Source organism: Pararhizobium mangrovi, from assembly GCF_006516965.1.
Classification (GTDB): Bacteria; Pseudomonadota; Alphaproteobacteria; order Rhizobiales; family Rhizobiaceae; genus Pararhizobium_B; species Pararhizobium_B mangrovi.
In genome coordinates this window covers 1-26,037 of record NZ_VHLH01000042.1, presented here as the reverse complement: position 1 = coordinate 26,037, position 26,037 = coordinate 1, and the positions used below count along the sequence as shown (strand labels likewise).

Below are 26,037 nucleotides of genomic sequence, written 5' to 3'. Positions count from 1 at the left end.
GACTCCAAGGTCATCGTGGCGATCAACAAGGACGAGGAAGCCCCCATCTTCCAGGTCGCCGACTACGGCCTCGTCGCCGATCTCTTCGAGGTCCTGCCAGAACTCGAAAAGGCGCTTTAGGGCATTTTCCAGGCGGACCGATCCAGTCCGCCATTACGGACAATACGCAAGACTGAGAGATGGAGCGCCGGATCCGATTCGATCCGGTCGCGAGGCGCTCCAGCACGACCGCGGCCTTCGCACGAGGAGACGATCATGAGCCAAGCGATCCACACCGTCGGCGTGGTCGGCGCCGGACAGATGGGCAATGGCATCGCACAGGTCGCGGCCGCCGCTGGCCTTTCGGTGCGCATCCACGACGTGGATCACGCACGCATCGAAGCCGGACTTTCGGCGATCGACCAGCGGCTCGGCCGGCTCGTTTCCAATGAGCGCATGAGCGAGGACGATCGCAAGGCGACGTTCGAGCGTCTTTCGGCGGCAAACACGATCGACGATCTCGCCGACGCCGATCTCGTCATCGAGGCTGCGACCGAAAACGAGAAGGTGAAGGCCGCGATCTTCACCGATCTCTGCGCTAAGCTGAACAAAGACGCGATCCTCGCGACCAACACGTCGTCGCTTTCGATCACCCGGCTTGCCGCCGGCACGGATCGCCCGGAGCGCTTCGTCGGCATCCACTTCATGAACCCCGTGCCGAAGATGAAGCTCGTCGAGGTCGTGCGCGGCATCGCCACGGACGACGCGACCTTCGAGGCCGTGCGCGACTTCGTCGGCGCGCTCGGCAAGACCATGACGCTGTCGGAGGATTTTCCGGCCTTCATCGTCAACCGTATCCTGCTGCCGATGATCAACGAGGCCGTCGCCACCCTCCACGAGGGCGTCGGCTCCGTCGAATCGATCGACACCGCCATGACGCTCGGCGCCAACCATCCGATGGGACCGCTGACGCTCGCCGACTTCATCGGCCTCGACACGTGCCTGTCGATCATGCGCGTGCTCCACGACGGCTTCGGCGATCCGAAGTACCGGCCCTGCCCCCTGCTCGTGAAGTATGTCGACGCCGGCTGGCTCGGGAAAAAGAGCGGGCGCGGCTTCTACGACTATTCCGGCGAAAAGCCCGTTCCGACGCGCTGATCGGCGTTTTCGTGCGCCCTTTTTGCCATGCGACAAAAGTTTGCACAACGATCAAAACGAACCGTTCGTTACGATTTGTTCTTGAAATCCGATTCTACTGATTATCTCTAGATGACAGTTCAGTATCGAGTGAAAGAACCGGATGGACGCCGTGACCGATCGGGAAGCCGAGGAAGAAGCGACACTCAAGGAGCGGCCTTCGAAGAAAGAACGCGCCGAGACGCGTGGGGAAACGTCGCCGAACGCGCGCCGCGATGCGCCGGGCGAAGGCGCGCAGGCTGAAGGCGATGAAGCGCACGATGCTTCCGACGAACCCGCCGAAGCATCCTCGGAGCCGTCTCGGGCAAAGCCGCGCAAGTCGATCTTCAAACGGCCGATCTTCTGGATATTCATCCTCCTTCTGCTTCTTGGGATCGCCGCCGCGGTCTACTACTACATCACGCAGATCCGTCCGTACGCGACCACCGACGACGCGTTCATCGGTGCCGATGTCGTCCAGATTGCGCCGCAGGTCTCGGGCGCGGTCACCGAAGTGGCGGTCGAGAACAACAGCCACGTGAAGAAGGGCGACCTTCTGGTGCGCATCGACCAGTCGAGCGCGCAGGCGAACGTCGCGACCGCAGAGGCCGGGCTCGCCGAAGCGAAGGCCCAGGCGGAAGAGGCTCGGGTCTCGATCGAGCAGGCGCGCAATCAGGTTTCGGAATCCGAGGCGAGCCTCGACGCGCTCCAGGCAACGGCACAGAACGATCGGGACACGCTCAATCGCGACCAGCGCCTTTCCAAGGCCGCGTCGGGCGCCATCACGCAGAAGCAGGTCGACGACGCAAAGGCGGCCGCGCGCGCAGCAACGGCGCAGGCCGAAGCCGGCAGCCGCTCGGTCGCGACCGCCAAGACGGCCGTGAAGGTGGCGCAGGCCAAGGCTCAATCCGCCGAGGCGGCGGTCGAAACGGCCAAGAGCAAGGTCGAAACGGCGAACATCACGCTGAACCACACGACGATCGAAGCGCCGATGGATGGGCAGATCGTCCAGAAGAACGTCAATACCGGCTCCTTCGCCACCCAGGGCCAGCCGATGATGGCGCTCGTTCCCGATCAGCTCTACGTGACCGCGAACTACAAGGAAACGCAGCTTTCCGATATCGAGATCGGCCGCCCGGTCGACCTCCATATCGACGCCTATCCGGACAAGACCTTCCACGGAAAGGTCGTTTCCATCCAGCACGGCGCCGGGCAGGCCTTCCAGCTCCTGCCGCCGCAAAACGCGACCGGCAACTTCGTGAAGGTCGTCCAGCGCGTGCCGGTGCGCATCTCGATCGACAAGGACGAGCTGCAGCAGTTCCCCATCGGCCCCGGCATGTCCGTCGTGCCGAGCGTCCACACCCAGTAGGTCCACCACCATGGCCGCCAGGTCCGCCGCATCGGGATGGGACGGAAGCCGTTCGGCCGCGGGCAATCTCAGCCCGTGGCTGATGACGGCGATCGTCTCCGTGGCGACGGCGATGGAGATCCTCGACGTCTCGATCGCCAACGTCTCGCTTTCGAACATCGCCGGCAGTCTTTCCGTCGCGCAGGAAAAGGCCACCTGGATGGTGACGAGCTATCTCGTCGCCAACGCGATCATCATTCCGATCAGCGGGTTCCTGTCGCGTGCGATCGGGCGCAAGCGCTATTTCCTGTTCTCGATCGCGATCTTCACGGCCGCATCGCTGATGTGCGCGCTCTCGCCCAATCTCGGCTTCCTGATCGTCGCGCGCGTCCTCCAGGGGATCGGCGGCGGCGGGCTGGCGCCGGTCCAGCAGTCGATGATCACCGACAGCTTTCCCCCGCACAAGCGCGGGCAGGCGTTCGCCGCCTTCGGCATGGTGGTCGTCGTCGCGCCCATCGTCGGCCCGACGATCGGCGGCTACATCACCGATTCCATTTCTTGGCACTGGATCTTCCTGATCAACGTGCCGGTCGGCGTCCTTTCGCTCTTCCTCGTGTCCCTCCTGACCGTGGAACCGAAGGTGCTCGTCGAAGAGCGCAAGGAGCGCTACCGCCGTGGCCTGAAGGTCGACTATATCGGCTTCATCTTCACGGCGATCGGGCTTGCCGGACTTCTCATCACCCTCGATCGCGGCCAGACGGAAAACTGGTTCGAGAGCGACCTGATCGTCACGACCGCGATCCTCGCCGCGGTCGGCCTGACCGCGATGGCGATCTGGGAGACGCTGCACGACGACCCGATCGTGCCGGTCCACCTGCTGAAGATCCCGAACTTCGCGATCTCGGTGCTGATGATGCTGATGCTCGGCATGCTCGTCTTCGGCACCATCCAGATCGTGCCGCAGATGCTGCAGCAGGTCTACGGCTACACGGCCTACGACGCCGGGCTGGCACTGACCTTCGGGGGCTTCGCGGCGATCGTCATGATGCCGCTGACCGGCGTTCTCACCTCCAAGATCGACGCGCGGATGCTCCTGTTTCCCGCTTTCGTCATGCAGGCCGCCTCGTTCTGGCACTTTTCCGACATGTCGACGCAAAGCACCTTCTGGGGCGCGGTCCTCGGCCGCTTCTACCAGTCGGTGGCCCTGCCCTTCCTGTTCATCCCCATCAACACGGTCGCCTATGTCGGTCTTCCGCCGGAAGATTCCGACAAGGCCTCCGCCATGCTGAACTTCGCGCGCAACCTTGGCGGTGCCTTCGGCATCTCCATCGCGCAGACCCTGCTCGCAAGGCGCGAGCAGTTCCACCAATGGCGCATGACCGAGGGGCTGAACATGCTGAACTCGCAGTTTTCGACGACGCTGCACCAGTTGACGCAGTCGCTCGGAAGCCGCACGCAGGCGCTCGCCGTGATCTATCGCATGGTCGAGAAGCAGTCGGCGATGTTCGCCTATGTCGACGTCTACTACGTGCTGATGTGGGGCGTCATCGTCATCCTGCCGATGATCCCCTTCCTCAAGACCGTGCACGGCAATCGCGGCTGAACCGGACGGACGCCGGGTTGCTCCGGCAGCCTTCGTGCTACCCGAACGAGCGGCCCGGGACGGCGAGCGGATTGTCCGTCAATGCCGCGCGGTCCGGCCTGTCGACACCCGGCCGGCCGGTGAAGGCCTCGAAGAGCTCGCGCACGAAGGCGGGCTTCATGTCGCGCGTGATCAGCACCAGCCGGGTGCGCCGGTCGGCCGGATCCGGCCAGGCCGCAAGGCGCGCCGGCGGATGGAAGAGCCGCTGCACCCCATGGATGACGACGGGTCGTTCCGGATCGTCGGCAAGCGCGACGATGCCCTTCATGCGCAGGAGCCGGTCCGCATGCGCAGAACGCAACAGGTCGACGAACATCTCCAGCGCGCCGGGGTCGATCGGCTCTTCATGGGTCAGCGTGAAGGCATGGATGCGCGCATCGTGCCGGTTGACGTCGTGATGGTGGTGATGCCCCGCCGCCTCGTCCGCCCGGTACGCCTCGTCACGCAGCCAGCGCGCGACATCGGCCGTCTTGGTGGCGGGATCGTAGAGCCCGCATTCGAGCAGGTCGGCCGCGTTCGCCTTGCCGACCTCGACGATCGGCGCGCCGGGGTTCAGTGCCGAAAGCCGCGCCTTCAACGCGTCCGATACGGCCGAAGGGGCCAGATCCGCCTTCGTCAGAACCAGCCGGTCGGCGACGGCCGCCTGCTTGACCGCTTCCGCGTGCGCGTCGAGCGTGGCCTCGCCGTTGACGGCATCGACGAGCGTGATCACGCCATCGAGCCGGTAGGCGTGCGCGAGCGCGGGATGGCCCATGATCGTTTGCAGGATCGGTGCCGGGTCGGCGAGACCCGTGGTTTCGATCACCACGCGCTGCAACCGTTCGATCCGGCCGTCCTCGAGGCGTTCGAGCAGATCACCGAGCGTATCGGAGAGCGCGCCGCGCACCGTGCAGCACAGGCACCCGTCGGAAAGCTCGATGACGCCGTCGCCCGTTCGCTCGACGAGCAGGTGATCGATCGCGACGTCGCCGAATTCGTTGACGATCACCGCCGTGTCGACCAGTGCCGGATCCTTCAGGAGCCGGTTGAGAAGTGTCGTCTTGCCGGCACCGAGAAAGCCGGTGACGAGCGAGACGGGAATCGGCGCATCCGGGCGCACTATACCGCTTTCAAGGTTGCGGGCGGCCGCGCGGGATCGGCACGCTCGCCCCGGTGACGGCGTTGGCAAGGGCCTGGGACGCTTCGCTCTCGTCGCCGGCCTCGGCATAGGCGCTCGCCGTCTGCGGCATCGCCTCGTGCGCGGGCCGCGGCGTCGGCAGCGGAATGCTGGCGATGCGTGCGGACGCTACGCCGCCGGTCGTCAGCAGCTTGACGCGGATATAGGGGCGCTTGACCTGATCGTGCATGTAGGGCGCCTCGACGACCACGTCGCCATTGTCGTCGCGTGCGGCCATGCGCTGGTCGTGCGCCTTCTTGGTGCAGATCTGGTTGTAGACGTTGTAGACCTTCTCGTCGTGCCCGCCTTCCGGTCGCAGCGTCGAAAGCGTCGGGCCGCCCTGCGGATGCTTGCCGAAACCCGCCTGCAGAAGCTCCGCGGTCTTCTTCGCGCGCGCGCCGAGGCTCGGCTGGCCGAGCGCGACGGCGACGAGCGTGCGCCCGTTGCGCGTGGCCGAAGACACCTGATTGAAGCCGCTCGCGCAGATGAAGCCCGTCTTCATGCCGTCGATGCCGGGAAACCGGCCCATCAGCAGGTTGGTGTTTTCGATCTCCCATTCGCCGTAGTCGATGCCGGGAATATCGAAATAGAAGGCGTATTGCGGAAACTGCCGGCGCAGGTCGGTCGCCAGCACGGCAAGGTCGCGCGCCGTCGAATACTGGCCCTTGCCAGGCAGGCCGTTGGGGTTGATGAAATGGGTGTCGGCGAGGCCGAGCCGGGCTGCCGTCGCGTTCATCTTCTCGACGAAGGCGCCCTCGCTGCCGCCGACGCTCTCGGCGATCGCCATGGCGATGTCGTTGGCCGACTTCGTCATGATGATCTTCATCGCCGAATCGAGCGTCATCGTCGCCCCGGGATTGAGATACATCTTGGCCGGCGGCTGCGTCGCCGCGCGTTGCGAGACGTGGACGGTGCTGTCGAGCGTCAGCTCGCCGTCGGAAAGCTCGGTGAACACCACGTACATCAGCATGAGCTTCGTCAGCGAGGCCGGATACCAGCGCTTGAAGGCGTCCTGATGCTCCAGCACCTGGCCGGAATTGACATCGACCAGAATGCTGGGGAACGGCTCGGCCCGCAGCGGTGCAGCGGCGAGAACAAGCGTTGCGAAGACGACGGATAAGCGGACCAGCATGCGCGACATGAACAGAAACTCGCTCGACCAGAATCCCCCATCCCGCCTTGGCTCCATGGCCGGAAGGGATTAGGCTTTGCCTTTCTAGCTCATCTCGCGTGGGCATGGCAAAGGTTCCGCCGCCCGGCGAACCGTTCCAGGCGTCGCGCGGCCGGCGCCGTTGCACGAAAGGCACCCTCGTTCATGCCCGTTCTCAACCGCGCCGCCGAAATGCATGCCGAAATCACCGATTGGCGGCACCAGCTCCACCGCAACCCCGAATGCATGTTCGACCTGCCGGAAACGGCCGCGTTCGTCGCCGAAAAGCTCGCCGAGTTCGGGGTGGACGAGATCGTCACCGGAATGGCCGAGAGCGGCGTCGTCGGCGTGATCCACGGCCGCGAGAAGGGTCGCACCATCGGCCTTCGCGCCGACATGGACGCCCTGCCGATCGCCGAGGAGACGGGACGCGAATGGCGTTCGCACAAGCCCGGCGCCATGCACGCCTGCGGCCATGACGGGCACATGGCGATGCTCCTCGGTGCCGCGAAGTATCTTGCCGAAACCCGCGCCTTCACCGGCAGCGTGGCGGTCATCTTTCAGCCGGCCGAAGAAGGCGGCGGCGGTGGCCGCGTGATGATCGACGAAGGGCTGATGGAGCGCTTTGCAATCGAACGGGTCTTCGGCATGCACAATCTTCCGGGCCTGCCGGTCGGCCGCTTTTCCATCCGCAGCGGACCCATCATGGCGGCGACGGACGAGTTCACCGTCACCGTGCGCGGCGTCGGCGGTCACGCCGCGATGCCGCACACGACGGTCGACCCGATCCCGGCCGCCGCGCAGATGATCACGGCGCTGCAGACGATCGTCTCGCGCAACACCGATCCGCTGAAGGCGCTCGTCGTCTCCGTCACCCGCATGGAGGCCGGCTTCACGCACAACATCGTGCCCGGCGAAGCGACCTTCTCCGGCACCGTACGCACGCTCGACGCCGAGGCACGCTCGCTCGCTGAAACGCGCTTCCGCACGATCTGCGAAGGCGTGGCCGCCGCGCACGGGACAAGCGTCGTCGTCGACTACCGCAACAACTATCCCGTCACCTTCAATCACGATGCGGAAACCGAAATCGCCCGCAGCGTCGCCGCCGAAGTCGCCGGCCGCGATCGCGCCGGCGAGGCCATGCCGCTGATGGCCGGCGAGGACTTCTCCTACATGCTTGAGGAACGCCCCGGCGCCTTCATCTTCCTCGGCAACGGCGACACCGCCGGCCTGCACAACCCCGGTTACGACTTCGACGACGAAGCGATCCCCTACGGCGTCTCCTACTGGGTCCAGCTCGCGGAAACGGCACTTTCGCGCTGAAAACCCGCACCCCAAGCCTTGGCGAATGGCACCGCCTTGGATAGGAAGGAACCTGGCGGTCCCGTAGCTCAGGGGATAGAGCACAGGATTCCTAATCCTGGTGTCGCAGGTTCGAATCCTGCCGGGATCACCAATCGACTCGGTGATCTGGAAGCGTTTTCAGCACATTTCGGTTCGTTCGAGGAATGGCGTCGGACCTCTGAATACGCGGCGGGCGAGCGCCCGCGTGAACGCGCAACGGTTTCGGCCGCCGCTTCTTCGAGCGGATCGCCAACATCCTCTACACGCCAATTGGAGTCGTCCGCCAGCGTGGCCTTGAGATCAGGTCCGCAGCCGCCTAGACATCGCGTGCGCATCCGCAAGAGCACGTTACTGAATGAAGTCGAAAGGAAACTATATGGGTTCGATTGTCGATCTTGAGGAGAAGGTGCGCCACGGTCGCCTTTCCCGCCGGGATTTCCTTGGCTGCGCAGCCGCGCTGGGTGTCGGTGCAGGCCTTGCAAGCACGCGTTTCGCAGCGGCTGCCGAAACTGCAATGCCGAAGAAGGGCGGTGTTCTCAAGGCCGGCCTGTCCGGTGGCCAGTCGACCGACACGCTCGATCCCGCACTCGACCAGAACAAGGTGCCGTTCACCTTCGCGCGCAACTGGGGCGAATTCCTCGTTACCCAGAAGCCCGACGGCAGCCTGAAGAACCTGATCGCCGAAGAGTTCGATTCCTCCCCCGATGCCACCCGATGGACGATGAAGATCCGCAAGGGCGTCGAATTCCATAACGGCAAGACCGTAACGCCGCAGGACGTCGCCGCGACGCTCGAGCGCCATTCCGACAAGAACTCCAAATCAGGCGCCTACGGTATCCTCAAGGACATCGACACGATCAAGGTCGACGGCGACACGGTCGTCCTTACGCTCAAGACGCCGAACGCCGAGCTGCCGTATCTGATGACGGACTACCATATCTTGATCCAGCCGAACGGCGGAAAGGACGATCCGAATGCCGGGATCAGCGCCGGTCCGTACAGGATCGTCTCGCATCAACCGGGCGTGCATTACGTCGGCGAACGGTTCGAAAACTACTGGGCCGGCGACGAGCTCGGTCATGCGGATCGCATCGAGGTGCTCGTCGTCAACGACGACACCGCCCGCATGACGGCTCTCCAGTCCGGCAAGGTCGACATGATCAACGCGGTCGCGCCGCGAATCGTCAGCTTCATCGAGCGGATAAAGGGCGTGAAGCTGCAGAACGTTTCCGGCAAGGGCTTCTATCCCTTCAACATGTTCTGCGACACGGCACCCTTCGACAACAACGATCTGCGCATGGCGCTGAAGCTTGCGACCGATCGAAAGCAGATGCTCGACACCGTTCTTCGCGGTTATGGCGATATCGGCAACGACTTCCCGATCAACGGGGCCTACGCTCTCTTTCCGGACGACATTCCGCAGCGCGAGTTCGACCCGGATCAGGCGAAACACTACTACAAGAAGTCCGGATACGACGGTTCGATCGTGCTGCGCGCTTCCGACGTCGCCTTCCCGGGGGCACTCGATGCCGCGCAGCTCTTTCAGCAGAGCTGCGCCCAGGCCGGCATCAAGATCGACGTTCATCGCGAACCGAGCGACGGTTACTGGTCGAGCGTGTGGAACAGCAAGCCGTTCTGCGAATCCTATTGGGGCGGCCGTCCCACGCAGGACCTGATGTATACGACCGCGATGTATTCCGGGGCCGACTGGAACGACACGAACTTCCACAACGAGAAGTTCGACAAGATGCTCCTGGAAGCGCGCGGCGAACTCGACGAGAGCAAGCGCAAGGCGATCTATCACGACATGGCGCTTCTGGTCAGGGACAAGGGCGGCGAGATCGTTCCCTTCTTCAACCAGTTGCTGGATGCGACGGGTTCGAAGGTCGCGGGCTACACCCCAAGCCCGATCGGCGAACTGATGAACGGTTACGCGCTTGCCGCGTGCTGGGTCGCCACCTGATCCCAACCCCGCTCACCCTGATACGCCGTCCTTTCGATCGGAAGGACGGCTTTTCTTCGAATGCAGCAAGGACATCCGAGATGCAGACCAAGCTCCTCCTCATCATTCTCGACGGCGTGCCATGGCGGAACTGGCGCCGTTTGATGGGCAATCTCGAGGGATGGGTCGAGAACGGCGATGCGCAGGTTCGCCGCATGCGCGCCGTCCTGCCGTCGATCTCCGCGCCCTGCTACGCCTCGATCCATACCGGCCTCTCACCGCAGGATCATGGCGTGACCTCGAACGAGACGATCTTTCGCGTCGACAAGCCGGATATCTTCTCGGAAGTTTCCGCCGCCGGCGGCAAGACGGGCGCGGTAACGCACTCGTTCTTTTCGGCCTTCTTCCAGCGTGCCCCCTTCGAACCGATCCGCGATCTGGAATACGACGAGGAGGAAGGGCCGATCCATCATGGCCGCTTCCACACCATGAGCGGCTACAACCTCATCAACCAGACGACGCCGAGCGACGCCGATCTCTTTGCGACGCTGACCATGCTGACGAAGCGCTTCGGCATCGATTACGGCATCCTCCACACCTGCACGCTCGATTCCATGGGTCATCGCTTCGGCCATGACTGCGTGGAGATGGATCATGCATGTGGAAGTATGGACGCCGCGCTCGCCTCCTACCTGCCGAAGTGGATCGAGGACGGCTACGAGGTGATCGTCACCGCCGATCACGGGCAGACGGATCGCGGTCATCATGGTGGCCACGAGATCGAGCAGCAGGAAGTCGCCCTCTACTACTTCGGCAAGGGTGCATTCGACAAAGACGAAACCGTCGTTCTCGACCAGCGGCAGCTCGCGCCGTCCATCCTCACGCGTCTCGGCGTCGCCGTCCCGCCCGGCATGACCATGCCGGGCTTTCTGAACTAGGGCATTTTTCGAGCCGGACCGACCCCGGTCCGGCGTCACGAACGGTGCGCGAGACAGGAGGATAGAGCGCTTTGGGACCTGTTTCGATCAGGTCCCAAAGCGCTCGATTGGGTCACGGGTGCCGGTACGGATCACGACCGTGCGTGCAGCGCCTCCGCATCGCGGCGGAAATGCGTGCCGAAGGTCGCGCCGACGAGCAGCATCAGGAAGCCGAGCGCCAGCGGTGAATAGAACGCCTCTTCCTGCAGCACCGCATTCGCCACGATGGTGACGATGGTGACGAAGGCGAAAAGGAAATCCGTGTCGCCGGTGCGCCTCAGGCGCCGGAAGGCCGATGCCGCGAGGGCGCCCAGAAAGGCGATGAAGACGATGGCTCCCGGGCCCATCTGGTAGAGCATCACGCCGATGGCGCTTTCCATCGGCACGCTCGTCGAGCCGACGAGCTGGGCGCGCTGCCAGTCGACCTGCTCGGTTGTGCTCGAGAGGTTGCCGCCGATGCCGAGCCCCTGGCCGATCGGATCGTGCAGGAAGCCGTTCAGGCCCGCGATCATGCCGAGAACGTGATAATCCGCGTTGGCCGCGCCGTAGGCGATCGCCGCGACGACCCATAACGACGCCATGCCGAGGACCGCGAGCAGCGTGGCGCGCTGGCCGAAGAAGCGCCAGGTGATCCCCGCCATCATTGCCATCAGCACCATGAACATCGCGCCCTTCGAGCCGACGACGACGAGAAGCGGCAGGGCGGAGAGCGCCAGCAGCCAACGTCGCCGGAAGATCAGCCAGACGGAAATGACGGCGAGCGCGTAGGCATAGCTGATCGGATGGAAGTTCGGCCCGCCGATGCGGAAGATCTCCGGAAAGACGTCGGAAAAGAGCGACGTGTTGAAGAAGCGCGTCATCATCGTGTCCTTCAACCCGCGAAGGACGTAGCCCGTCTGCTCCAGTTCGCGCTGGTAGACGCCGGTCTCGATGGCGCGGCGAAGCGAGCGCTGCAGATACTGGTCTCCGTGGAAGATACCCAGGAACCGCAGCTGGAACACGAGCTCGAAATAGCCGTAGACGATTGCCGCCGCGCCGACCCAGGCGACGCTGCGCCTGAGTTCGACGCGATAGAGGCTGGCGGCGACCAGGGCGATGTGGAAGCAGGCGATCGGCATGATCGTGTTGCGGAAATAGATGACCGCATCCTTCGGCACGCCGCGCACGGCACCGAGACCCATATAGAAGACGACGACGCCGGCGAGCGCCATGGAGACGAGCAGCCACGGGCGCGCCCCGGCGACGGCGCGCAGCCTGTGCTGGAACGAAGCGGCGAAGAAGACCCCATAGGCACTCATCAGGACGACGAAATTGGCGCCGCGAAGGGCGTCGAACGCCATATCGTCGGCGATGTAGGGCGTGAACCAGGCCACCGCGACGTTCTGCAGGAGAAACGTGCAAAGCAGGATGATCGGCATGCTCGGCGGAACGAGCGTGGCGACGAGAACGGAAACCACGAACGTCGCGGCGATGCCGAACTTGACGGAGATCGCGAAGGCGGAGACCGAGGCGACGACGACGAGGATGCCGAGCACGACGTGCAGTGCGGCCTCCGTCGTCGACGCGTCGAACGCGCGCCGGTCCGTCGGCGCGCCGGTTGCCGGAAGGGCGTTCGAACCGGGCATCGCGCTTTCATCCTTCGTCCTGCCGCCGAAGCGGCGACGCCGCCGCACGCGGGCGCCATCGGACGAGATAAACCGGGATCGCTTGAAGGAGGGTTAAGCGGGCGCGCTCATCACGCTCCCGCGATCTTGCGTGCGACCGGTGAACCTTTCCCTGTGACCGAGCATTGCGATTCGTCGAAGGAGTTCCGCGTTGGATCAGCACGTCAATTCGCAGGAGCAGGATAGCCCCATCACCATCGAGACGAAGGAGATGGTGGTCAATGGCGGGCTCGTCTACGTCACCGACGTGACGCCCGGCATCACGCGCAAGCGCGCCGGAAAGGGGTTCGCCTACTACCTGCCGGACGGCAAGCTGCTTGCCGATCGTACCGAGCGCAAACGCATCAACGCGCTCGCCATCCCGCCCGCCTACGGCAAGGTCTGGATTTCGCCGGAACCGCTCGGCCATCTTCAGGCGACCGGCCGGGACGATCGCGGACGCAAGCAGTACCGCTACCATGCCGACTGGCAGAGCCTGCGCGAACAGCGCAAGTTCGCCCATCTCGTCGCCTTCGCCGAGGCCCTGCCGGGCATCCGCGAGCAGATCGACCACGACCTCAGGCGCCGCGGACCGACCTTCGAAAAGGCCGTGGCGACCGTCGTGTTCCTGATGGACAAGCTTCTGATCCGGGTCGGCAACCGGGAATACGCGCGCACGAACGAAAGTTACGGGCTGACGACCTTGACCGAGGAGCATGTCGACCTCGAAGGGAACCGGCTTCGCTTCCACTTTCGCGGCAAGTCCGGACGCGAGTGGAGCCTGCATCATACCGACCGGCGCATCGCCCGCGTCATCCGCTCGCTGCAGGAACTGCCCGGCCAGCACCTGTTTCGTTACGTCGATGGCGAGGGCGTGGTCCACGCGGTCGATTCGGCGGACGTCAACGCCTATATCCAGGAGCTAGCCGGCGAGAGCTTCACCTCGCGCCAGTTCCGCACATGGGCGGCGACGACCGAATGTGCGCTGCAACTGGCCGGGGAGACGCCCGCCAGTTCAAAGCGCGACAATGCCCGCATCGTCAACGCGACCCTCGACCGCGTCTGCAAGCGTCTCGGCAACACCCGCACGGTGTGCCGAAACTCCTACGTCCATCCGCGCGTCTTCGAAAGCTTCGAGGCCGGTGAACTCGCTGGGCACCTTGCGCCCGAAACCGAAGACGATGCGGCGCTCGACGATCGCATGACGCTCGGCGAACGGCGTGTGCTCGCCTGGCTGAAGTCCGCGACCGCCTGATTGGCGCCTTCGTGACCAAGCATCCGCAAACCCCCGACGGCCGCTACTTCGTCGTTCGCGGCCGCCTGTGGCGCATGGCCGATCCATCGATCGACGGCGAGCGGTACCAGGGTCTCGTGAAGGATCTGATGTCCGCGCGACGTGCGGTTCAAAGCGCGCAAAAGAGCGACGACGAAGAAGCCGTGAGAAAGGCGCGCGGGCGGGTCGATACGGCCAAACGTGCGCTCGGCGAACGCGGTCCGGTCTGGTGGTCGGACGGCGCACGGGACTATACCCGGTGCCTTGCGAAGAACACGCCTTACGCGGACTGGTACAGCAGTCTTTCCAATAGCGACGGCGAAGAGAGCGGGTAATTCCGCCCGATTCCATCATGCGATGCTGAAGCGGGTCATGTCTTGTTCGAAACGCTTTGGTCGAACCGCATTGCGGCTTCGCGAAGGAACACCCTTACGCTGCTCTTCTCCAAGATATCCTCCTCGCCCACCGACGTCATCCTCGGGCTCGACCCGAGGATCCAACCACCGCTCCGCACGATTACGGTGCCGGGTGTCCACGATGCCGCTCCGTCCGTAATCGACCTGGCCCGCCGCTCGTGTTGCGACGGGGTTGGATCCTCGGGTCGAGCCCGAGGATGACGGAGGGAGAGGTGAGCCGCCCTTCGACAGGCTTCTTCCCGATGCCACGTTGAGGTGGCATCGTGGTCGTTGCCGACACGAACGAGCCATTCCGACACCGCTACGGCCACCTACCCCTTCACCTCGTCATAGGCGCCGAGGGCGCGGTCGCGGGCCTTCTTGTGGTCGATGATCGGCTTTGGATACGTCTCGCCGAGCTTGACGCCCGCCTTTTCGAGCGTCTCCTCGTCGGCATCCCATGGCGCATGCAGCACCTTGGTCGGCAGGTCCTTCAGTTCGGGCACGAAGCGGCGGATGTAGTCGCCGTTCTTGTCGAAGCGTTCGCTCTGAGTGATCGGGTTGAAGATGCGGAAGAAGGGCTGTGCGTCCGCGCCCGTGCCGCCGATCCACTGCCACTGTGCCGTGTTCGAGGCGATGTCGCCATCGACCAGCGTGTCCCAGAACCAGCGTTCGCCCTCGCGCCAGTCGATCAGCAGATCCTTCGTCAGGAAGGAACCGACGACCATTCGGATACGGTTGTGCATCCAGCCGGTCTCCCAGAGCTGGCGCATGCCTGCATCGACGATCGGATAGCCCGTCTTGCCCGCCTGCCATGCCTCGAGCGACTTCTTCGAGCTCTTCCACGGAAAATCGTCGAAGCGCGAATTGAAGTCCTTCGTGGCCATCGGTCCGAAATTGTAGAGCAGATTGTAGTTGAAGTCGCGCCAGACGAGTTCCTGCAGGAAGGACTCCAGATCGCCGCTCGGAATGGTCTTGCGCCGTTCGGCATAGGCGTTCGCCGTGTGCCATAGCCGGATCGGAGAAATCTCGCCCCAGCGCAGGTGCGGCGACATGCGCGAGGTCGCGTCCTTGTCCGGCTTGTCGCGACCGGCATCGTAGCCGCCGAGGCACTCGTCGCAGAAATCGGCGAAACGGTCGTGTGCGGCCTTCTCGCCGACCGTCCAGAAATCGCGGATGCCGCCGGACCAGTCCGGCTTCGTCGGCAGCAGGTCCCAGTCCTCGAGTTTGTCGGACTTCGGGAACGAATCCGGCTGCTTGAAGCCGGACGGCGCGTCGACGGGCGCGCGCCGCTTCTGCTTCATCACCGTCTTCATGAACGGCGTATAGACCTTGTAGTAGCCGCCGGAATTGGTCTCGACCTCGTCCGGATTGTGCAGCAGATTGCCCGCGTAGCGCGTCACCGCGACATCGTCGCCGAGCGCCTCCACGACCGCGTCGTCGACCGCACGGGAGCCTTCGTCGTAGCGCCGGTTGAAGACGAGCGCGTCGGCGCCGACCTCTTCCATCACCTCCGGCACGATCTTCGCGCCTTCGCCGCGGCGGAGCGTGAGCTGGCTCCCCTTGCCGCGGAACGACGTCGCGAGCGATTCGAGCGAATGGTGGAACCACCATTTGTGCGCGCCGCCGAGCTGGCGCACGTCCTTCGATTCCTCGTCGAAGACGACGAGCGGAACGACGGGACGGCCGGTTTCGGCAGCCGCTGCGAGCGGCGGGTTGTCGTCGAGGCGCAGATCGTTGCGCAGCCACACGACGATCGGCCCCTCGCCGCCGATCTCGCCATCCTGTCCCTTGCTCATCTCGTCCTCAAACTCCTCTTCGCCCCGTCCGGGCCATCTTCATGCCGACCGGATCATCCGGCGTCCCTGTCCATTCACGCCGAGCCGCTCGATCACGCCGTCGCGGCCCGGCACGTCGCTCGCCGCCTAAGCGCCGCGGATGGCTGCGACGATCGCGTCGAGCTTCACCTCGCCCGCATCCGTCAGCATGCCGCGCTCGCCGCTTCCCGGCTCGATCATTTCGCCATCCTCGAGTTCCTGCAAACCCTTGCGATCGGCAGCATGTCCCTTGCCGTCGTCGAGCACGATCTCGCGCACCCGTTCGCCGCTTTCGAGCTGGTGATACGCCGCGAAGGTGAAAATCGAGAGGCCCTTGTCGCTCAGTTCATTCGCTGCCATCGCGCCATTCCTTCTTTGACCGCTGTAACGGAAGCGGGCATTTATGGCGTTCGCGGCCGAGAACAAGCGCCATCCGTGCGATACGGCAGCCCGCGCCGGACGAGGAACCGGCGATGAAGACCCGAAAAGGAGATCCCATGCCCTGCTTCGCACTCGACGGGATCGAGCCGGTCCTGCCCGAAGGCTTCACCTGGATCGCCGATACGGCAGTCCTTATCGGCAAGGTCGTGCTCGAGGAGGGGGCCAACATATGGTTCGGCGCCGTGCTTCGCGGCGACAACGAGCCCGTTACCGTCGGCGCGCGCACGAACATCCAGGAAAATACCGTCATCCACACCGATCCGGGCTTCCCCGTAACGCTTGGCACGGGCTGCACGGTCGGCCATCGGGCGATCGTTCACGGATGCACGGTCGGCGACGGGACGTTGATCGGCATGGGCGCCATCGTGCTCAACGGTGCACGCATCGGTCGGAACTGCCTGATCGGCGCCGGCAGCCTGATCCCCGAAGGCAAGGAGATCCCCGACGGTTCGCTCGTCGTCGGCACGCCCGGCCGGGTCGTGCGCGCGCTCGACGAGGCAGCGATCGAAGGATTGCGCAAATCCGCTTCCGGCTACGTGGAGAAGGCAAGACGCTACTCCGACGGGCTTCGCCCGATCGAGGAGGACTGAGCCGGGATCCATCCGGCTCGTTGGGTGGAAAACGCACAGTCGACGGCAGGCCGCGCTTGCAGTGCGCCGGGCGTAGCGCGACGATACCGGCCATGGCATCGATTCGCGGCAATGCGGCCAAGGTCGCACCTTCGGGACCGGACTTCACCTTCGAGGCGCAGGCCTACGCACGCGGCCTTGCGCCGGTCGCAGGCGTCGACGAGGTCGGGCGCGGGCCGCTCGCCGGGCCCGTCGTCGCAGCAGCGGTCATTCTCGATCCGGCTGCGATCCCCGACGGGCTCGACGATTCCAAGGCGCTCACGGCGAGCGAGCGCGAGTCCCTCTTCCTGGCGATCACCGCGACGGCGCATGTGGCGATCGCCTCGTCGTCTTCCCGTCGCGTCGATGCGACGGATATCCGCAAGGCAAGCCTCGACGCCATGCGGCGCGCGCTTGCCGGCCTGCCGCTCGCAGCGGGGCATGTGCTGGTCGACGGGCGGGACGTGCCGGACGGGCTCGCGTGCTCGGCGGAGGCGATCATCGGTGGCGATGCGCGTTCCGTCTCGGTCGCAGCCGCCTCGATCGTCGCCAAAGTCACCCGCGACCGGATGATGCACCGCGCGGACAGCCTTTTTCCGGACTACGGCTTCAAGCGGCATGTCGGTTACGCGACCGCCGTGCACCGCGCCGCGATCGCCGAACTCGGCCCCTGCCCGCTCCATCGCATGTCCTTCCGAACGCTGCGCGAGACGACGCTGACGATCGTGAAAATCGAAGAAGCCTGAGCGGAAACTTCCGTTCGCGGTTCAAGCATGCGCCGCACGGAAATGAAAAAAGGCCGGAGAAACCCGGCCTTTTTCGTCACGATTTGGGATGGCGAGCGCATTAGAGCCTTTCAGGTTTATACGGAAACGCTCTACCGACCCTGTTTGCGTCAGGACCGAGACGGATGGCGACGAGCGTACTGGTGGTACGGTCGAGCCATCCGTCGAAGCGTCATGGCGCAAACAGGGCCGGCCCGAAGGGTTCGACCGTGCCGCTCTCCCACTTTGTCGCCGATCTTGCCCGATGAACCACATCGCGCTGCGATCGCCTTCGCGTGGGAAACCGGCACGATCGAACAGAGCGCTTCCGTATAAACCTGAAAGACTCTAGTTCATGCGGTGGCGCACCGTTTCGAGCGATTCGTCGAAGAGGCGGTTCGCCGTCTCGCCCTTCGCCTCGTCGGCGAGCATGCGGCGTGCGGCAGCGACCGCGACATCGACGGCAGACGCACGGACTTCGTTGGTCGCGTCGATCTCGGCCTGGCGGATGCGCTGCTCGGCCATTTCTTGGCGCCGTGCGACGCTTTCCTCGGTGCGCTTCTTCGCCTCTTCGAGGAAGGCCGCCGCGTCGCGTTCGGCCGTCTTGCGGATTTCGGCCGCCTCTTCCTCCGCCTCACGGCGCTTGCGCTGGTATTCGGCAAGTACCTGCTGGGCTTCCTCGCGCAGCCGGCGCGCCTCGTCCAGTTCCTTGCGGATGTCGTCGGAGCGCTTGTCGAGCGAACGCGTCATCATGCTCGGCACGCGATAATAGACGATGATCGCGATGAAGATGACGAGCGAGACGAACGCCCAGAATGTATTGTCCATGCCTGTCCCCTAGAGCGAAATCCCGAAAGCTTCAGCCGCGGGTTCGGAAAGAATGAGACGTGCGATCGAGACTGCGAACACGCACCCGCGCCGTCAGGCGCCCTCGATCTGACGCATCCGCTCCGCCTCGACCGCGGTAGCGACTTCGTTCTCCGACGGCGCCTTGCCGAGCAGCTGCTCGACGATCGCGGCGGCGGTCTCCTCGGCGATCGACCCGACATGGCCGAGCGCTTCGGTCTTGACCCGCTCGATCTCGGCTTCCGCGGCATCGGCCTTTTCGGAGAGTTCCTCCTCGACCTTCGCCTGTTCGGCCTCGGCTTCGGCCTTGGCCTTCTCGTGTGCCTGGCGGGAGATCTCGTGCGCCTTCGAGCGGGCGTCGGCCAGTTCCTGCTCGTAGGCAGCGATGGCCTCGTCCGTCTCTTCCTTCAGCCGGTTCGCCTCGTCCAGATCCTGGGCGATGCGGTCCCGCCGGTTTTCCAGAATGCCGCCGATGCGCGGCACGACCGTTTTCGCCATGAACTGGTAGAAAAGGGCGAAGACGATTGCCAGCCAGAGAATCTGGGACGGAAAATAATGGGCGTTGAACGGCGGGAAATGAGGCTCGCTCCCATGCCCCGCACCCGTTTCGGTGTGCGTGCCGGTATCGGCGGGCGCGCCGTTTTCGGATGCGGACTGGGCGTGCGCCGCTGTCACGAGCATCATGGTGTCTCCACGGGGTTGCGGGCCACGCCGCCGCGAAGGCGGCGAGGCACGATACGATCGCCGTTCGGGCGGACCTTAGACGGCGAAGAGCAGGAGAAGCGCAATCAGCAGCGAGAAGATGCCGAGCGCCTCGGTAATGGCGAAGCCGAAGATCAGGCGGCCGAACTGGCCGTCCGCGGCGGAGGGGTTGCGCAGGGCGCCGGCGAGATAGTTGCCGAAGATGTGGCCGAGGCCGATGCCCGCGCCGCCCATGCCGAGGCAGGCGATGCCCGCGCCGATGTACTTAGCTGCTTCCGCTTCCATGATGGTCTCCTTACGATGGGAATTGCGGCTTGACGATTGGCGGCTGCCGGCCGCCAGCGAAAAAGGGTTCAGTGGCTCGGGTGCAGCGCGTCGTTGAGATAGAGACACGTAAGCACCGCGAACACGTAGGCCTGTAGCGCTGCAACCAGAAGTTCCAGCGCCGTCAGGGCGACGGTCATGATCAGCGGCAGCACCGCCGTCGCGACACCGAGTGCGCCGAGCGTGCCGAGCGAGAACACGAAGCCCGCGAAAACCTTGAGCGTGATGTGGCCGGCGAGCATGTTGCCGAACAGTCGGATCGACAGGCTGATGGGACGCGAGATGAACGAAAGCACCTCGATCGGCACCACGAGGATGAGCAGCGGGCCGGGCACGCCATCGGGAACGAAGAGCTTGAAGAACTTTATGCCGTGCTGGCGAATGCCGTAGACGAGGACGACGCCGATCACCAGGATCGCCAGCGTGAAGGTGACGACGATCTGTGCTGTGATCGTGAAGAAATACGGAAACATGCCGAGCAGGTTGCCGACGAGCAGGAAACAGAACAGCGAGAACACGAACGGGAAGAACCGCATGCCGCCGCTGCCGGCGGATTCGCGCAGCATGTCGGCGGTGAACTCGTAGAACATCTCCGAGACCGACTGCATGCGCGTCGGCACCAGGCCGCGGCTGCCGGTCGTCATGTAGAGGAAGCCCGCACCGATGATCGCCGCGATCGCCATGAAGAGCGACGCGTTGGTGAAGGACAGGTCCAGCCCGCCGATATCGATCGGAATGAGATGATAGATGTTGAACTGGTGGATCGGATCGGTCGGACTGTGTTCCACGCCGTGCTCTTTCGTCTCTAGGCCGCTCGTTTCGCGGTCGTTAAGCCCGTTACTCGCCGTCCGTACGGCGCTCGCTTCCGTTCGTCTTGCCGCCGCGCGTCACCCGCTCCTGCGGCTGGGCGATGACCCCTGCCGAGCGCATGACGTTCAGCACGCCGGCGCAAAAGCCGAGCAGAAGGAAGACGATCATCCCCCACGGCTTCGTGCCGGCCCATTCGTCGAGACCGTAACCGAGGGCGAAACCCACGGCAACGGCGGCGATGAACTCGCTCGACAGCTTGACGGCCTGGGCATAGCCCGTGCCGGTGCTGGCGCGCGTCTTCTCTTCCGCGCGCCCTGCGCTCGCGCGACGACCGGCGAGGTCGCTGCCGAGGCGCTTGCGTCGCGCATCGAGATCGTCATCGGCGCGATCGGGCGCCATGCGGCCGCTCTCGCCCTTTCCGGTGTCGCTGTCCGACGTCTTCCGGCTCATGGATCAGGTCAATCCGGGCGAATGGCCGCGGCCCCTCCGGCCGCCTCGAAATCGCGGCGACCATAGTTTCGCCATTTCGCCTAGTCAAGCCGCGATTGACGCGACGAACTCAGCGTTTTTTGACATGGAAACAAAGACTTAGTGAATTTGCGCGGTCGCAGGAGCCATTTTCCGCGAACGATCAAGGGTCCAAAAGGACGCACCCGCGCCGTGCGGGTGCCTGACGAACGCCGATGGAAAGGGCGCCGTCCCGAAGAGACGAGACCGGATCGCAAGGAGCGATCGTTCAGTCCCAACCGCCGTTTTGCGTCTCGTAGAAGATGTGGGCGCCGATCTTGTCGACCCGCCGCATCGCGCTTGCCCAGCGCGGATGCACGTAGGTGGCGTGGTAATGCGTCGAGGAACCGACCGCCTTCAGCCAGATCTTGCCGGCGGTGACGGCCATGGCGACCTTCTTGGCGATCCGCCAATGCGAAGGAGAATGGATGTCCTCGCGCTTGCCGTCGCAAGCGAAGGAGAACTGGCAGCGGTTGCGCCAGCTTTCGTGCTGGTAGACCACGTCGCAGATCGTCGAGGGATAGGACGGGTTGCGCACCCGGTTGAGGACGACCTGCGCGACGGCGGCCTGGCCCTTCACGGGCTCGCCGCGCGATTCGAAATAGACCGCGGAGGCGAGGCAGCGCTGCTCGGATTTCTCGAAGGCGGAAGCCGGCAGCGGCTTGGTGGCCCAGGCGAAGCCCGGATCGTCGTTGGTGATCGGCGGCACGAAGCGGCCTTCGCGGTTGTCGTCGTTCAGGACGGAAGCGAAGGGCGAATTCTGCGCGTAGTCGGATTGGCTGTCGGCATAGGCCGTGGCCAGGATATCGGGGCGATCGTTGTTGATCAGGCTGGCGAAGGCGCGCTGAGCCTTGTTGCCGGGAGCCGGCTGCTGCGAGCGATAAAATGCCTTCGCGACCTCGACCTCGTTGCCCTTCAGGCGCGACCGGGCGAACGCCATCACGCCGGTATCCAGTTTCGCCGAACCGTAAATCGGCTCGCGATCGTGAGAAAGCGAACCGGCACGGAACGAAGCGGCACTTGCCCGCGTTACCGACCTGACACGCGACGTCTTTTCGCCGCGCGTGACGCGGTCTTCGTCCGGCGTCGTGGAACGGATGCCGATCTTGCCCTGGAGCGAGATATTGGCGCCGTTCGGAAGCGTGATGGATGCCCCGTTGTCACGGGTGCCGCGCATGGCACCGCCGCCGAATGGCAGGCTTGCCTGCTCGATCGATCCGGACGGCACGTCCGTCAGATGGACGTTCCAGCGCGACTGTCCGGCATCGCTGCCGGAGAGCATGCTGGTGATGTCGGAATAGGCGGCAACGTTCGGAAATGCCAGGAAGGCAACGGCGCCGAGAATAATCGGCGTGCGCCAGTCCTGCACACGGATCGCCGTCAACCGGCTTGGTCCCCACTTAAAATGCAATCCCTCAACTCCGGTGTTTTTTTATCACACGCGAAACAAATCCCACTTTCACCCGTTAACCTTTATGCTTGGTTAACGGCGCTCGCTTTCGGCGAATGCGCCCCCGATGGCGCGTTGCCTTAAGGAATCGACACGGAAGCGTCGAATGGACTTCGACGGTGTCGTCTGACCCGGAGCCCGTCTCAACCTTTCAAGACGGCACAATCATGGCAAGTGTCCACATTTGCTTGTCTGTTCTCCTTATTAATCCCGATTTTCGTATGTCCTCGCCGATCGGCGATCCGATCTAAACCTGCCATAATCGGCCCTCGAACACATGCCGGAACCGCGCACAATCAACGGGTTTTGCGTTTTTTGCGATCCGCATAGGGATTGTCGCCCTTGCGCAGGCTAAGCCGGATCGGCACGCCGGGCAGATCGAATGCGGTGCGCAATCCGTTGACGAGATAGCGTGTATAGGCGGCCGGCAGCGCCTCCGGACGGCTGGTCGAGAGAACGAAACCGGGCGGCCGCGCCTTGATCTGCGTCATGTATTTGAGATTGATTCGCCGCCCCGAGACCGCCGGTGGCGGATGACGCGTCTGCGCTTCCTCGAGCCAGCGATTGAGTTTGGCGGTCGAAATCCTGCGGTTCCAGACGGCATGGGTCTCGCTGACGGCCTTCATCATGCGGCCGAGCCCGTCGCCCGTCAGGCCCGAGATCGGAACGGCGCGGATGCCGCGCACCTGCGGCAGCAGCCGCTCGGTGCGCTCGCGCAGGTCGGAAAGCATCGCCTGCCGGTCGTCGACCATGTCCCATTTGTTGAAGACGATGACGGCCGCGCGCCCCTCCCGCACGACGAGGTCGACGATCTGGAGATCCTGGCGTTCGAAGGGCATCGTCGCGTCGAGGACGACGACGACGACCTCCGCGAAACGAATGGCGCGCAAGGCGTCCGCCACGGAAAGTTTCTCGAGCTTTTCCTGAACACGCGCCTTGCGCCGCAGTCCGGCCGTATCGAAGAGACGGATCGCCCTGCCCTGCCAGGCGAGATCGACGGCGATCGAATCCCGCGTGATGCCGGCTTCCGGTCCGGTCAGCAGCCGCTCTTCGCCGAGCATGCGGTTGATCAGGGTCGACTTGCCGGCGTTCGGCCGACCGACGACGGCGATGCGCATCGGCTTTTCCGGATCGTCGACGCTTTCCGGCTCCTCGGCGTCTTCCGCCGACCCGGCAACGCCATCGCCGGCAACCGGCTGGGTCGCATCCTCGCCGGCACCGTCCCGGACGTCGACATCGCTCGCGGCCTCGTCCGCGACGGCCACTAACGCATCCTCGCCACCGAGCGCGGCGACGATCGCGTCACGCAGATCGAGCATGCCCTCGCCGTGCTCGGCCGAGATCGGGCACGGCTCGCCGAGGCCGAGGGTGTAGGCGTCGTAGAGCCCCGCTTCGGCACCACGTGCCTCCGCCTTGTTGGCGACGAGCACCACCGGCTTGCCGTACCGGCGCAGGAGTTCGGCGAGCGTACCGTCGAGCGGCGTCAGGCCGCTCTTGGCGTCGACGACGAAGAGCGCCATATCCGCCTCGTCGATCGCCGCCTCGGTCTGCGCGCGCATGCGTCCCTGCAGCGTATCCGGTCCACTCTCTTCGAGCCCGGCGGTATCGATGATCCGGAAGGTCAGATCAACGAGCTTCGCCTCGGCCGGTCGCCGGTCGCGGGTGACCCCCGGAGTATCGTCGACGAGCGCGAGCCGCTGACCGGCCAGGCGGTTGAACAGCGTGGACTTGCCGACATTCGGGCGTCCGACGATGGCAACGGAAAAGCTCATGCGCATGCCTTTGCCGCGAAGGCGGCGCTCAGGCCGGCTTCGTATTGGCGTCGATGAGGTCGAGCATCATCTGCGCCTGCTGAACCACGCCGCGTTCGGCCTGGTTGTCCGACGTGATCTTTTCGAACCATGTGCGGGCCTGTTTCATGTCGCCCGCCTTCCAGGCGGAAAGCCCGAGGATCTCGCGGGCGGAATTTCGGAACGGATCGTCGTCGCCCGTCAGCGTCTGCACCATGTCGGCGGCATCGCCGTAGGTGCCGTGGTCGACGAGGATGAGACCACCGCGCACGCGGGCGACGTCGCGGATCGCCTGCGGCACGTCGTCGTCGTTGGCGACGGCCTTGAAGGCCTTCAGCGCGTCGTCCGTCTTGCCGTTCTCGGCCATGAGACCGGCGGCGCGAAGCCGCGCCAGCGCCGGATAGTCGCCGTAGCCGGTATCGGCGAGCTTATCGAGGTCGCCCAGCGCCTGGTCCGTCTTGCCGTCGTCAATCACGCTCAACGCCGCCGCGAAGGCGTCGCCCGATTGCGCCGACTGTCGTTCGGACCAGTAGCGATATCCGACATAAGCACCGATGGCGAGGATGAGCACGACGAGGGCGGCAATCAGGTAGATGCCGAAGCGATTCCACAGCTGCTTGAACCGCTCGTTGCGCAGATCTTCCCTGACCTCGCGAAAGAAACTCTCGTCATGTGCCATGCGGGCGAATGCTCCTGCGCCAACCGGTCGGTGAACGAAACTGCCGCCTTCTAGCGGATTTTCGTCCGGCTGTAAGGGGCGCAGGGCGAAAAAGCCGGCAGCGCGTGCCGCCCGCAGAGCATGGAGACGGCCAAAACGAACGCGCCGCTCACCCGACGGGCGGCTGGACGCCGATCAGCCACAGATGCAGCTTCCACGTGAAGAGGCCGTAGAGCACGACGCCGATGACGACGGCGATGGCGTCGTACTTGTAGGAGACGAAGACCGGGTTCTGCGTGATGCCGGCGCGCCAGCGCTTCTTCTCGGAGATGCGGTCGGCGACGGCCCATGCGAGGAAACTCACGAAGAGCACGATCGAGGCGAGATCGCCGTTGACGAGGAGATGGGCGAGTGCCCAGATCTTCACGGCGACGAGCATCGGATGCTTGAGCGTCGCCTTGATGCGACCGGCCGGCAATTTGTAGCTCGCCAGCACGATCAACGCGATCAGCATCAGCGCAGCGGTCACGTAGACGAGGTTGAAGTTCGATACATAGAGCACGGGCGCACGCTGACGCGCGATCCCGTAGCCCCAGACGAGCAGCACGAACCCGACGATCGCGACGACCGAGTAGAGGATCTTCCACGCCTTTTCGCCGCGCTGCGCGATGAAGCCACGGCGGAAGTCCGGTGAGACGATGCGCTCCGAATGGATGCCGAGAAGAAGCACCAGCCCGACGACGAAGATGACCCAGCCCATGTTTGACGCTCCCGATTGACCCCGCCGGCGGAAGATAACGTGCGGGAGTGCGGTTTCAAAGGGCGGCGTCATACGACGCTTGCGTGTGCACCGCACCCGGCGTCATGATCGCGTGCATGAGCATCGATCTCGAAAAGGCCCGCCAGCGGCTCGATGCCAGGCGGCTGGAACTGGAAGAGCTTTCCGCGATGTCGGCGGAATCGCGCGCGACCGTCATGCTCGACCAGCAGTCGGCCGGACGCCTCTCGCGCATGGATTCCATGCAGCAGCAGGCCATGGCCGCCGCGCAGGAGCGCCGCCGCAAGCACGATCGCGGCCGCATCAAGATGGCCGAGCGCCGGCTCGCGGCGGGCGACTACGGCTATTGCGTCGAATGCGACGCGGAGATCCCGGACGGTCGCCTCGCCATCGATCCGATGGCCGAAAAGTGCGTGGCCTGCGCCTCCTAGAGCCTTTCAGGTTTATACGGAAACGCTCTGCCGACCCTGTTTGCGTCAGGACCGAGACGGATGGCGACGAGCGTACTGGTGGTACG

The 26,037-nt window shown here is 64.5% G+C and carries 25 protein-coding genes, 1 tRNA gene and 1 pseudogene; 13 read left to right on the top strand and 14 right to left on the bottom strand.

The genetic code is table 11. The features are described 5' to 3' along the window. From FJU11_RS17175 to FJU11_RS17160, 4 genes and pseudogenes are all read left to right on the top strand, one after another. A pseudogene (locus FJU11_RS17175) lies at nt 1-120 on the top strand (electron transfer flavoprotein subunit alpha/FixB family protein); the annotation flags it as partial. Nucleotides 121-255: 135 nt separating this feature from the next. Further along, nucleotides 256-1,137, top strand: coding sequence for a 3-hydroxybutyryl-CoA dehydrogenase (locus FJU11_RS17170; protein WP_141168301.1), 882 nt, complete (start codon nt 256-258; stop codon nt 1,135-1,137). A gap of 151 nt (nt 1,138-1,288) precedes the next feature. After that, nucleotides 1,289-2,524, top strand: a complete 1,236-nt coding sequence (locus tag FJU11_RS17165; RefSeq protein ID WP_181408233.1) for an HlyD family secretion protein — start codon at nt 1,289-1,291, stop codon at nt 2,522-2,524. 10 nt (nt 2,525-2,534) lie between these two features. Beyond that, a complete protein-coding gene (locus FJU11_RS17160) occupies nt 2,535-4,106 on the top strand; it encodes a DHA2 family efflux MFS transporter permease subunit (protein WP_141168299.1) in 1,572 nt (523 codons plus the stop codon). Between the two features lie 37 nt (nt 4,107-4,143). Here the strand turns inward: FJU11_RS17160 and FJU11_RS17155 are convergent, their stop codons facing one another. Both FJU11_RS17155 and FJU11_RS17150 read right to left on the bottom strand, forming a co-directional pair. Beyond that, nucleotides 4,144-5,244: a CobW family GTP-binding protein gene (locus FJU11_RS17155; RefSeq protein WP_235891088.1), complete on the bottom strand. Its 1,101-nt coding sequence runs from the start codon at nt 5,242-5,244 to the stop codon at nt 4,144-4,146. A gap of 10 nt (nt 5,245-5,254) precedes the next feature. Further along, entirely contained in the window at nt 5,255-6,442 is a 1,188-nt protein-coding gene (locus tag FJU11_RS17150; RefSeq protein WP_141168297.1) for a D-alanyl-D-alanine carboxypeptidase family protein, read from the bottom strand. A 174-nt stretch (nt 6,443-6,616) separates the two neighbouring features. Between FJU11_RS17150 and FJU11_RS17145 the strand changes: the two genes are divergently transcribed. The 4 genes from FJU11_RS17145 to FJU11_RS17130 all read left to right on the top strand — a co-directional run bounded on the left by FJU11_RS17145 (nt 6,617) and on the right by FJU11_RS17130 (nt 10,675). Beyond that, entirely contained in the window at nt 6,617-7,774 is a 1,158-nt protein-coding gene (locus FJU11_RS17145; RefSeq protein ID WP_141168296.1) for a M20 aminoacylase family protein, read from the top strand. Between the two features lie 57 nt (nt 7,775-7,831). Then, nucleotides 7,832-7,907: transfer RNA gene (locus FJU11_RS17140), tRNA-Arg, on the top strand. 264 nt (nt 7,908-8,171) lie between these two features. Further along, nucleotides 8,172-9,758 (top strand): ABC transporter substrate-binding protein, encoded by a 1,587-nt coding sequence (locus FJU11_RS17135; RefSeq protein ID WP_141168295.1) that lies wholly within the window; start codon nt 8,172-8,174, stop codon nt 9,756-9,758. An 80-nt stretch (nt 9,759-9,838) separates the two neighbouring features. After that, nucleotides 9,839-10,675, top strand: coding sequence for an alkaline phosphatase family protein (locus FJU11_RS17130; RefSeq protein WP_141168294.1), 837 nt, complete (start codon nt 9,839-9,841; stop codon nt 10,673-10,675). 131 nt (nt 10,676-10,806) lie between these two features. On the opposite strand, the gene FJU11_RS17125 is transcribed toward FJU11_RS17130, so the two are convergent. Further along, a complete protein-coding gene (locus FJU11_RS17125) occupies nt 10,807-12,339 on the bottom strand; it encodes a hypothetical protein (RefSeq protein ID WP_141168293.1) in 1,533 nt (510 codons plus the stop codon). 190 nt (nt 12,340-12,529) lie between these two features. On the opposite strand from FJU11_RS17125, the gene FJU11_RS17120 reads away from it, so the two are divergent. Both FJU11_RS17120 and FJU11_RS17115 read left to right on the top strand, forming a co-directional pair. After that, nucleotides 12,530-13,612, top strand: coding sequence for a DNA topoisomerase IB (locus FJU11_RS17120; RefSeq protein WP_141168292.1), 1,083 nt, complete (start codon nt 12,530-12,532; stop codon nt 13,610-13,612). 74 nt (nt 13,613-13,686) lie between these two features. After that, nucleotides 13,687-13,965: a hypothetical protein gene (locus FJU11_RS17115; protein ID WP_141168305.1), complete on the top strand. Its 279-nt coding sequence runs from the start codon at nt 13,687-13,689 to the stop codon at nt 13,963-13,965. A gap of 392 nt (nt 13,966-14,357) precedes the next feature. Here the strand turns inward: FJU11_RS17115 and FJU11_RS17110 are convergent, their stop codons facing one another. After that, nucleotides 14,358-15,824, bottom strand: a complete 1,467-nt coding sequence (locus FJU11_RS17110) for a cryptochrome/photolyase family protein (RefSeq protein ID WP_141168291.1) — start codon at nt 15,822-15,824, stop codon at nt 14,358-14,360. A 126-nt stretch (nt 15,825-15,950) separates the two neighbouring features. Next, entirely contained in the window at nt 15,951-16,202 is a 252-nt protein-coding gene (locus tag FJU11_RS17105) for a hypothetical protein (RefSeq protein ID WP_141168290.1), read from the bottom strand. A gap of 137 nt (nt 16,203-16,339) precedes the next feature. Between FJU11_RS17105 and FJU11_RS17100 the strand changes: the two genes are divergently transcribed. Both FJU11_RS17100 and FJU11_RS17095 read left to right on the top strand, forming a co-directional pair. Next, entirely contained in the window at nt 16,340-16,873 is a 534-nt protein-coding gene (locus FJU11_RS17100) for a gamma carbonic anhydrase family protein (RefSeq protein ID WP_141168289.1), read from the top strand. Nucleotides 16,874-16,965: 92 nt separating this feature from the next. Then, a complete protein-coding gene (locus FJU11_RS17095; protein WP_141168288.1) occupies nt 16,966-17,637 on the top strand; it encodes a ribonuclease HII in 672 nt (223 codons plus the stop codon). Nucleotides 17,638-18,003: 366 nt separating this feature from the next. On the opposite strand, the gene FJU11_RS17090 is transcribed toward FJU11_RS17095, so the two are convergent. From FJU11_RS17090 to FJU11_RS17050, 9 genes are all read right to left on the bottom strand, one after another. Further along, nucleotides 18,004-18,483 carry a F0F1 ATP synthase subunit B gene (locus tag FJU11_RS17090; RefSeq protein ID WP_141168287.1) on the bottom strand — a complete coding sequence of 160 codons (480 nt, stop codon included), beginning with the start codon at nt 18,481-18,483 and terminating at the stop codon, nt 18,004-18,006. Between the two features lie 93 nt (nt 18,484-18,576). After that, nucleotides 18,577-19,182 (bottom strand): F0F1 ATP synthase subunit B, encoded by a 606-nt coding sequence (locus tag FJU11_RS17085; protein WP_141168304.1) that lies wholly within the window; start codon nt 19,180-19,182, stop codon nt 18,577-18,579. Between the two features lie 78 nt (nt 19,183-19,260). Then, on the bottom strand, nt 19,261-19,488 hold the full coding sequence (locus FJU11_RS17080) for a F0F1 ATP synthase subunit C (protein WP_141168286.1): 228 nt from the start codon (nt 19,486-19,488) through the stop codon (nt 19,261-19,263). Nucleotides 19,489-19,556: 68 nt separating this feature from the next. Beyond that, nucleotides 19,557-20,315, bottom strand: coding sequence for a F0F1 ATP synthase subunit A (locus FJU11_RS17075; protein WP_141168285.1), 759 nt, complete (start codon nt 20,313-20,315; stop codon nt 19,557-19,559). A 49-nt stretch (nt 20,316-20,364) separates the two neighbouring features. Next, nucleotides 20,365-20,736 (bottom strand): AtpZ/AtpI family protein, encoded by a 372-nt coding sequence (locus tag FJU11_RS17070; protein ID WP_141168303.1) that lies wholly within the window; start codon nt 20,734-20,736, stop codon nt 20,365-20,367. 337 nt (nt 20,737-21,073) lie between these two features. Next, nucleotides 21,074-22,255: a cell wall hydrolase gene (locus FJU11_RS17065; protein ID WP_235891087.1), complete on the bottom strand. Its 1,182-nt coding sequence runs from the start codon at nt 22,253-22,255 to the stop codon at nt 21,074-21,076. Between the two features lie 335 nt (nt 22,256-22,590). Continuing rightward, entirely contained in the window at nt 22,591-24,066 is a 1,476-nt protein-coding gene (der, locus tag FJU11_RS17060; protein ID WP_141168284.1) for a ribosome biogenesis GTPase Der, read from the bottom strand. A 28-nt stretch (nt 24,067-24,094) separates the two neighbouring features. Continuing rightward, nucleotides 24,095-24,763 (bottom strand): tetratricopeptide repeat protein, encoded by a 669-nt coding sequence (locus FJU11_RS17055; RefSeq protein ID WP_141168283.1) that lies wholly within the window; start codon nt 24,761-24,763, stop codon nt 24,095-24,097. Nucleotides 24,764-24,911: 148 nt separating this feature from the next. Then, the gene (locus tag FJU11_RS17050) at nt 24,912-25,502 is read right to left on the bottom strand and encodes an NnrU family protein (RefSeq protein ID WP_141168282.1); all 591 of its coding nucleotides are present in this window, start codon (nt 25,500-25,502) and stop codon (nt 24,912-24,914) included. Nucleotides 25,503-25,618: 116 nt separating this feature from the next. Between FJU11_RS17050 and FJU11_RS17045 the strand changes: the two genes are divergently transcribed. After that, entirely contained in the window at nt 25,619-25,951 is a 333-nt protein-coding gene (locus FJU11_RS17045) for a TraR/DksA family transcriptional regulator (RefSeq protein ID WP_141168281.1), read from the top strand. The last annotated feature ends 86 nt before the right edge of the window (nt 25,952-26,037 follow it).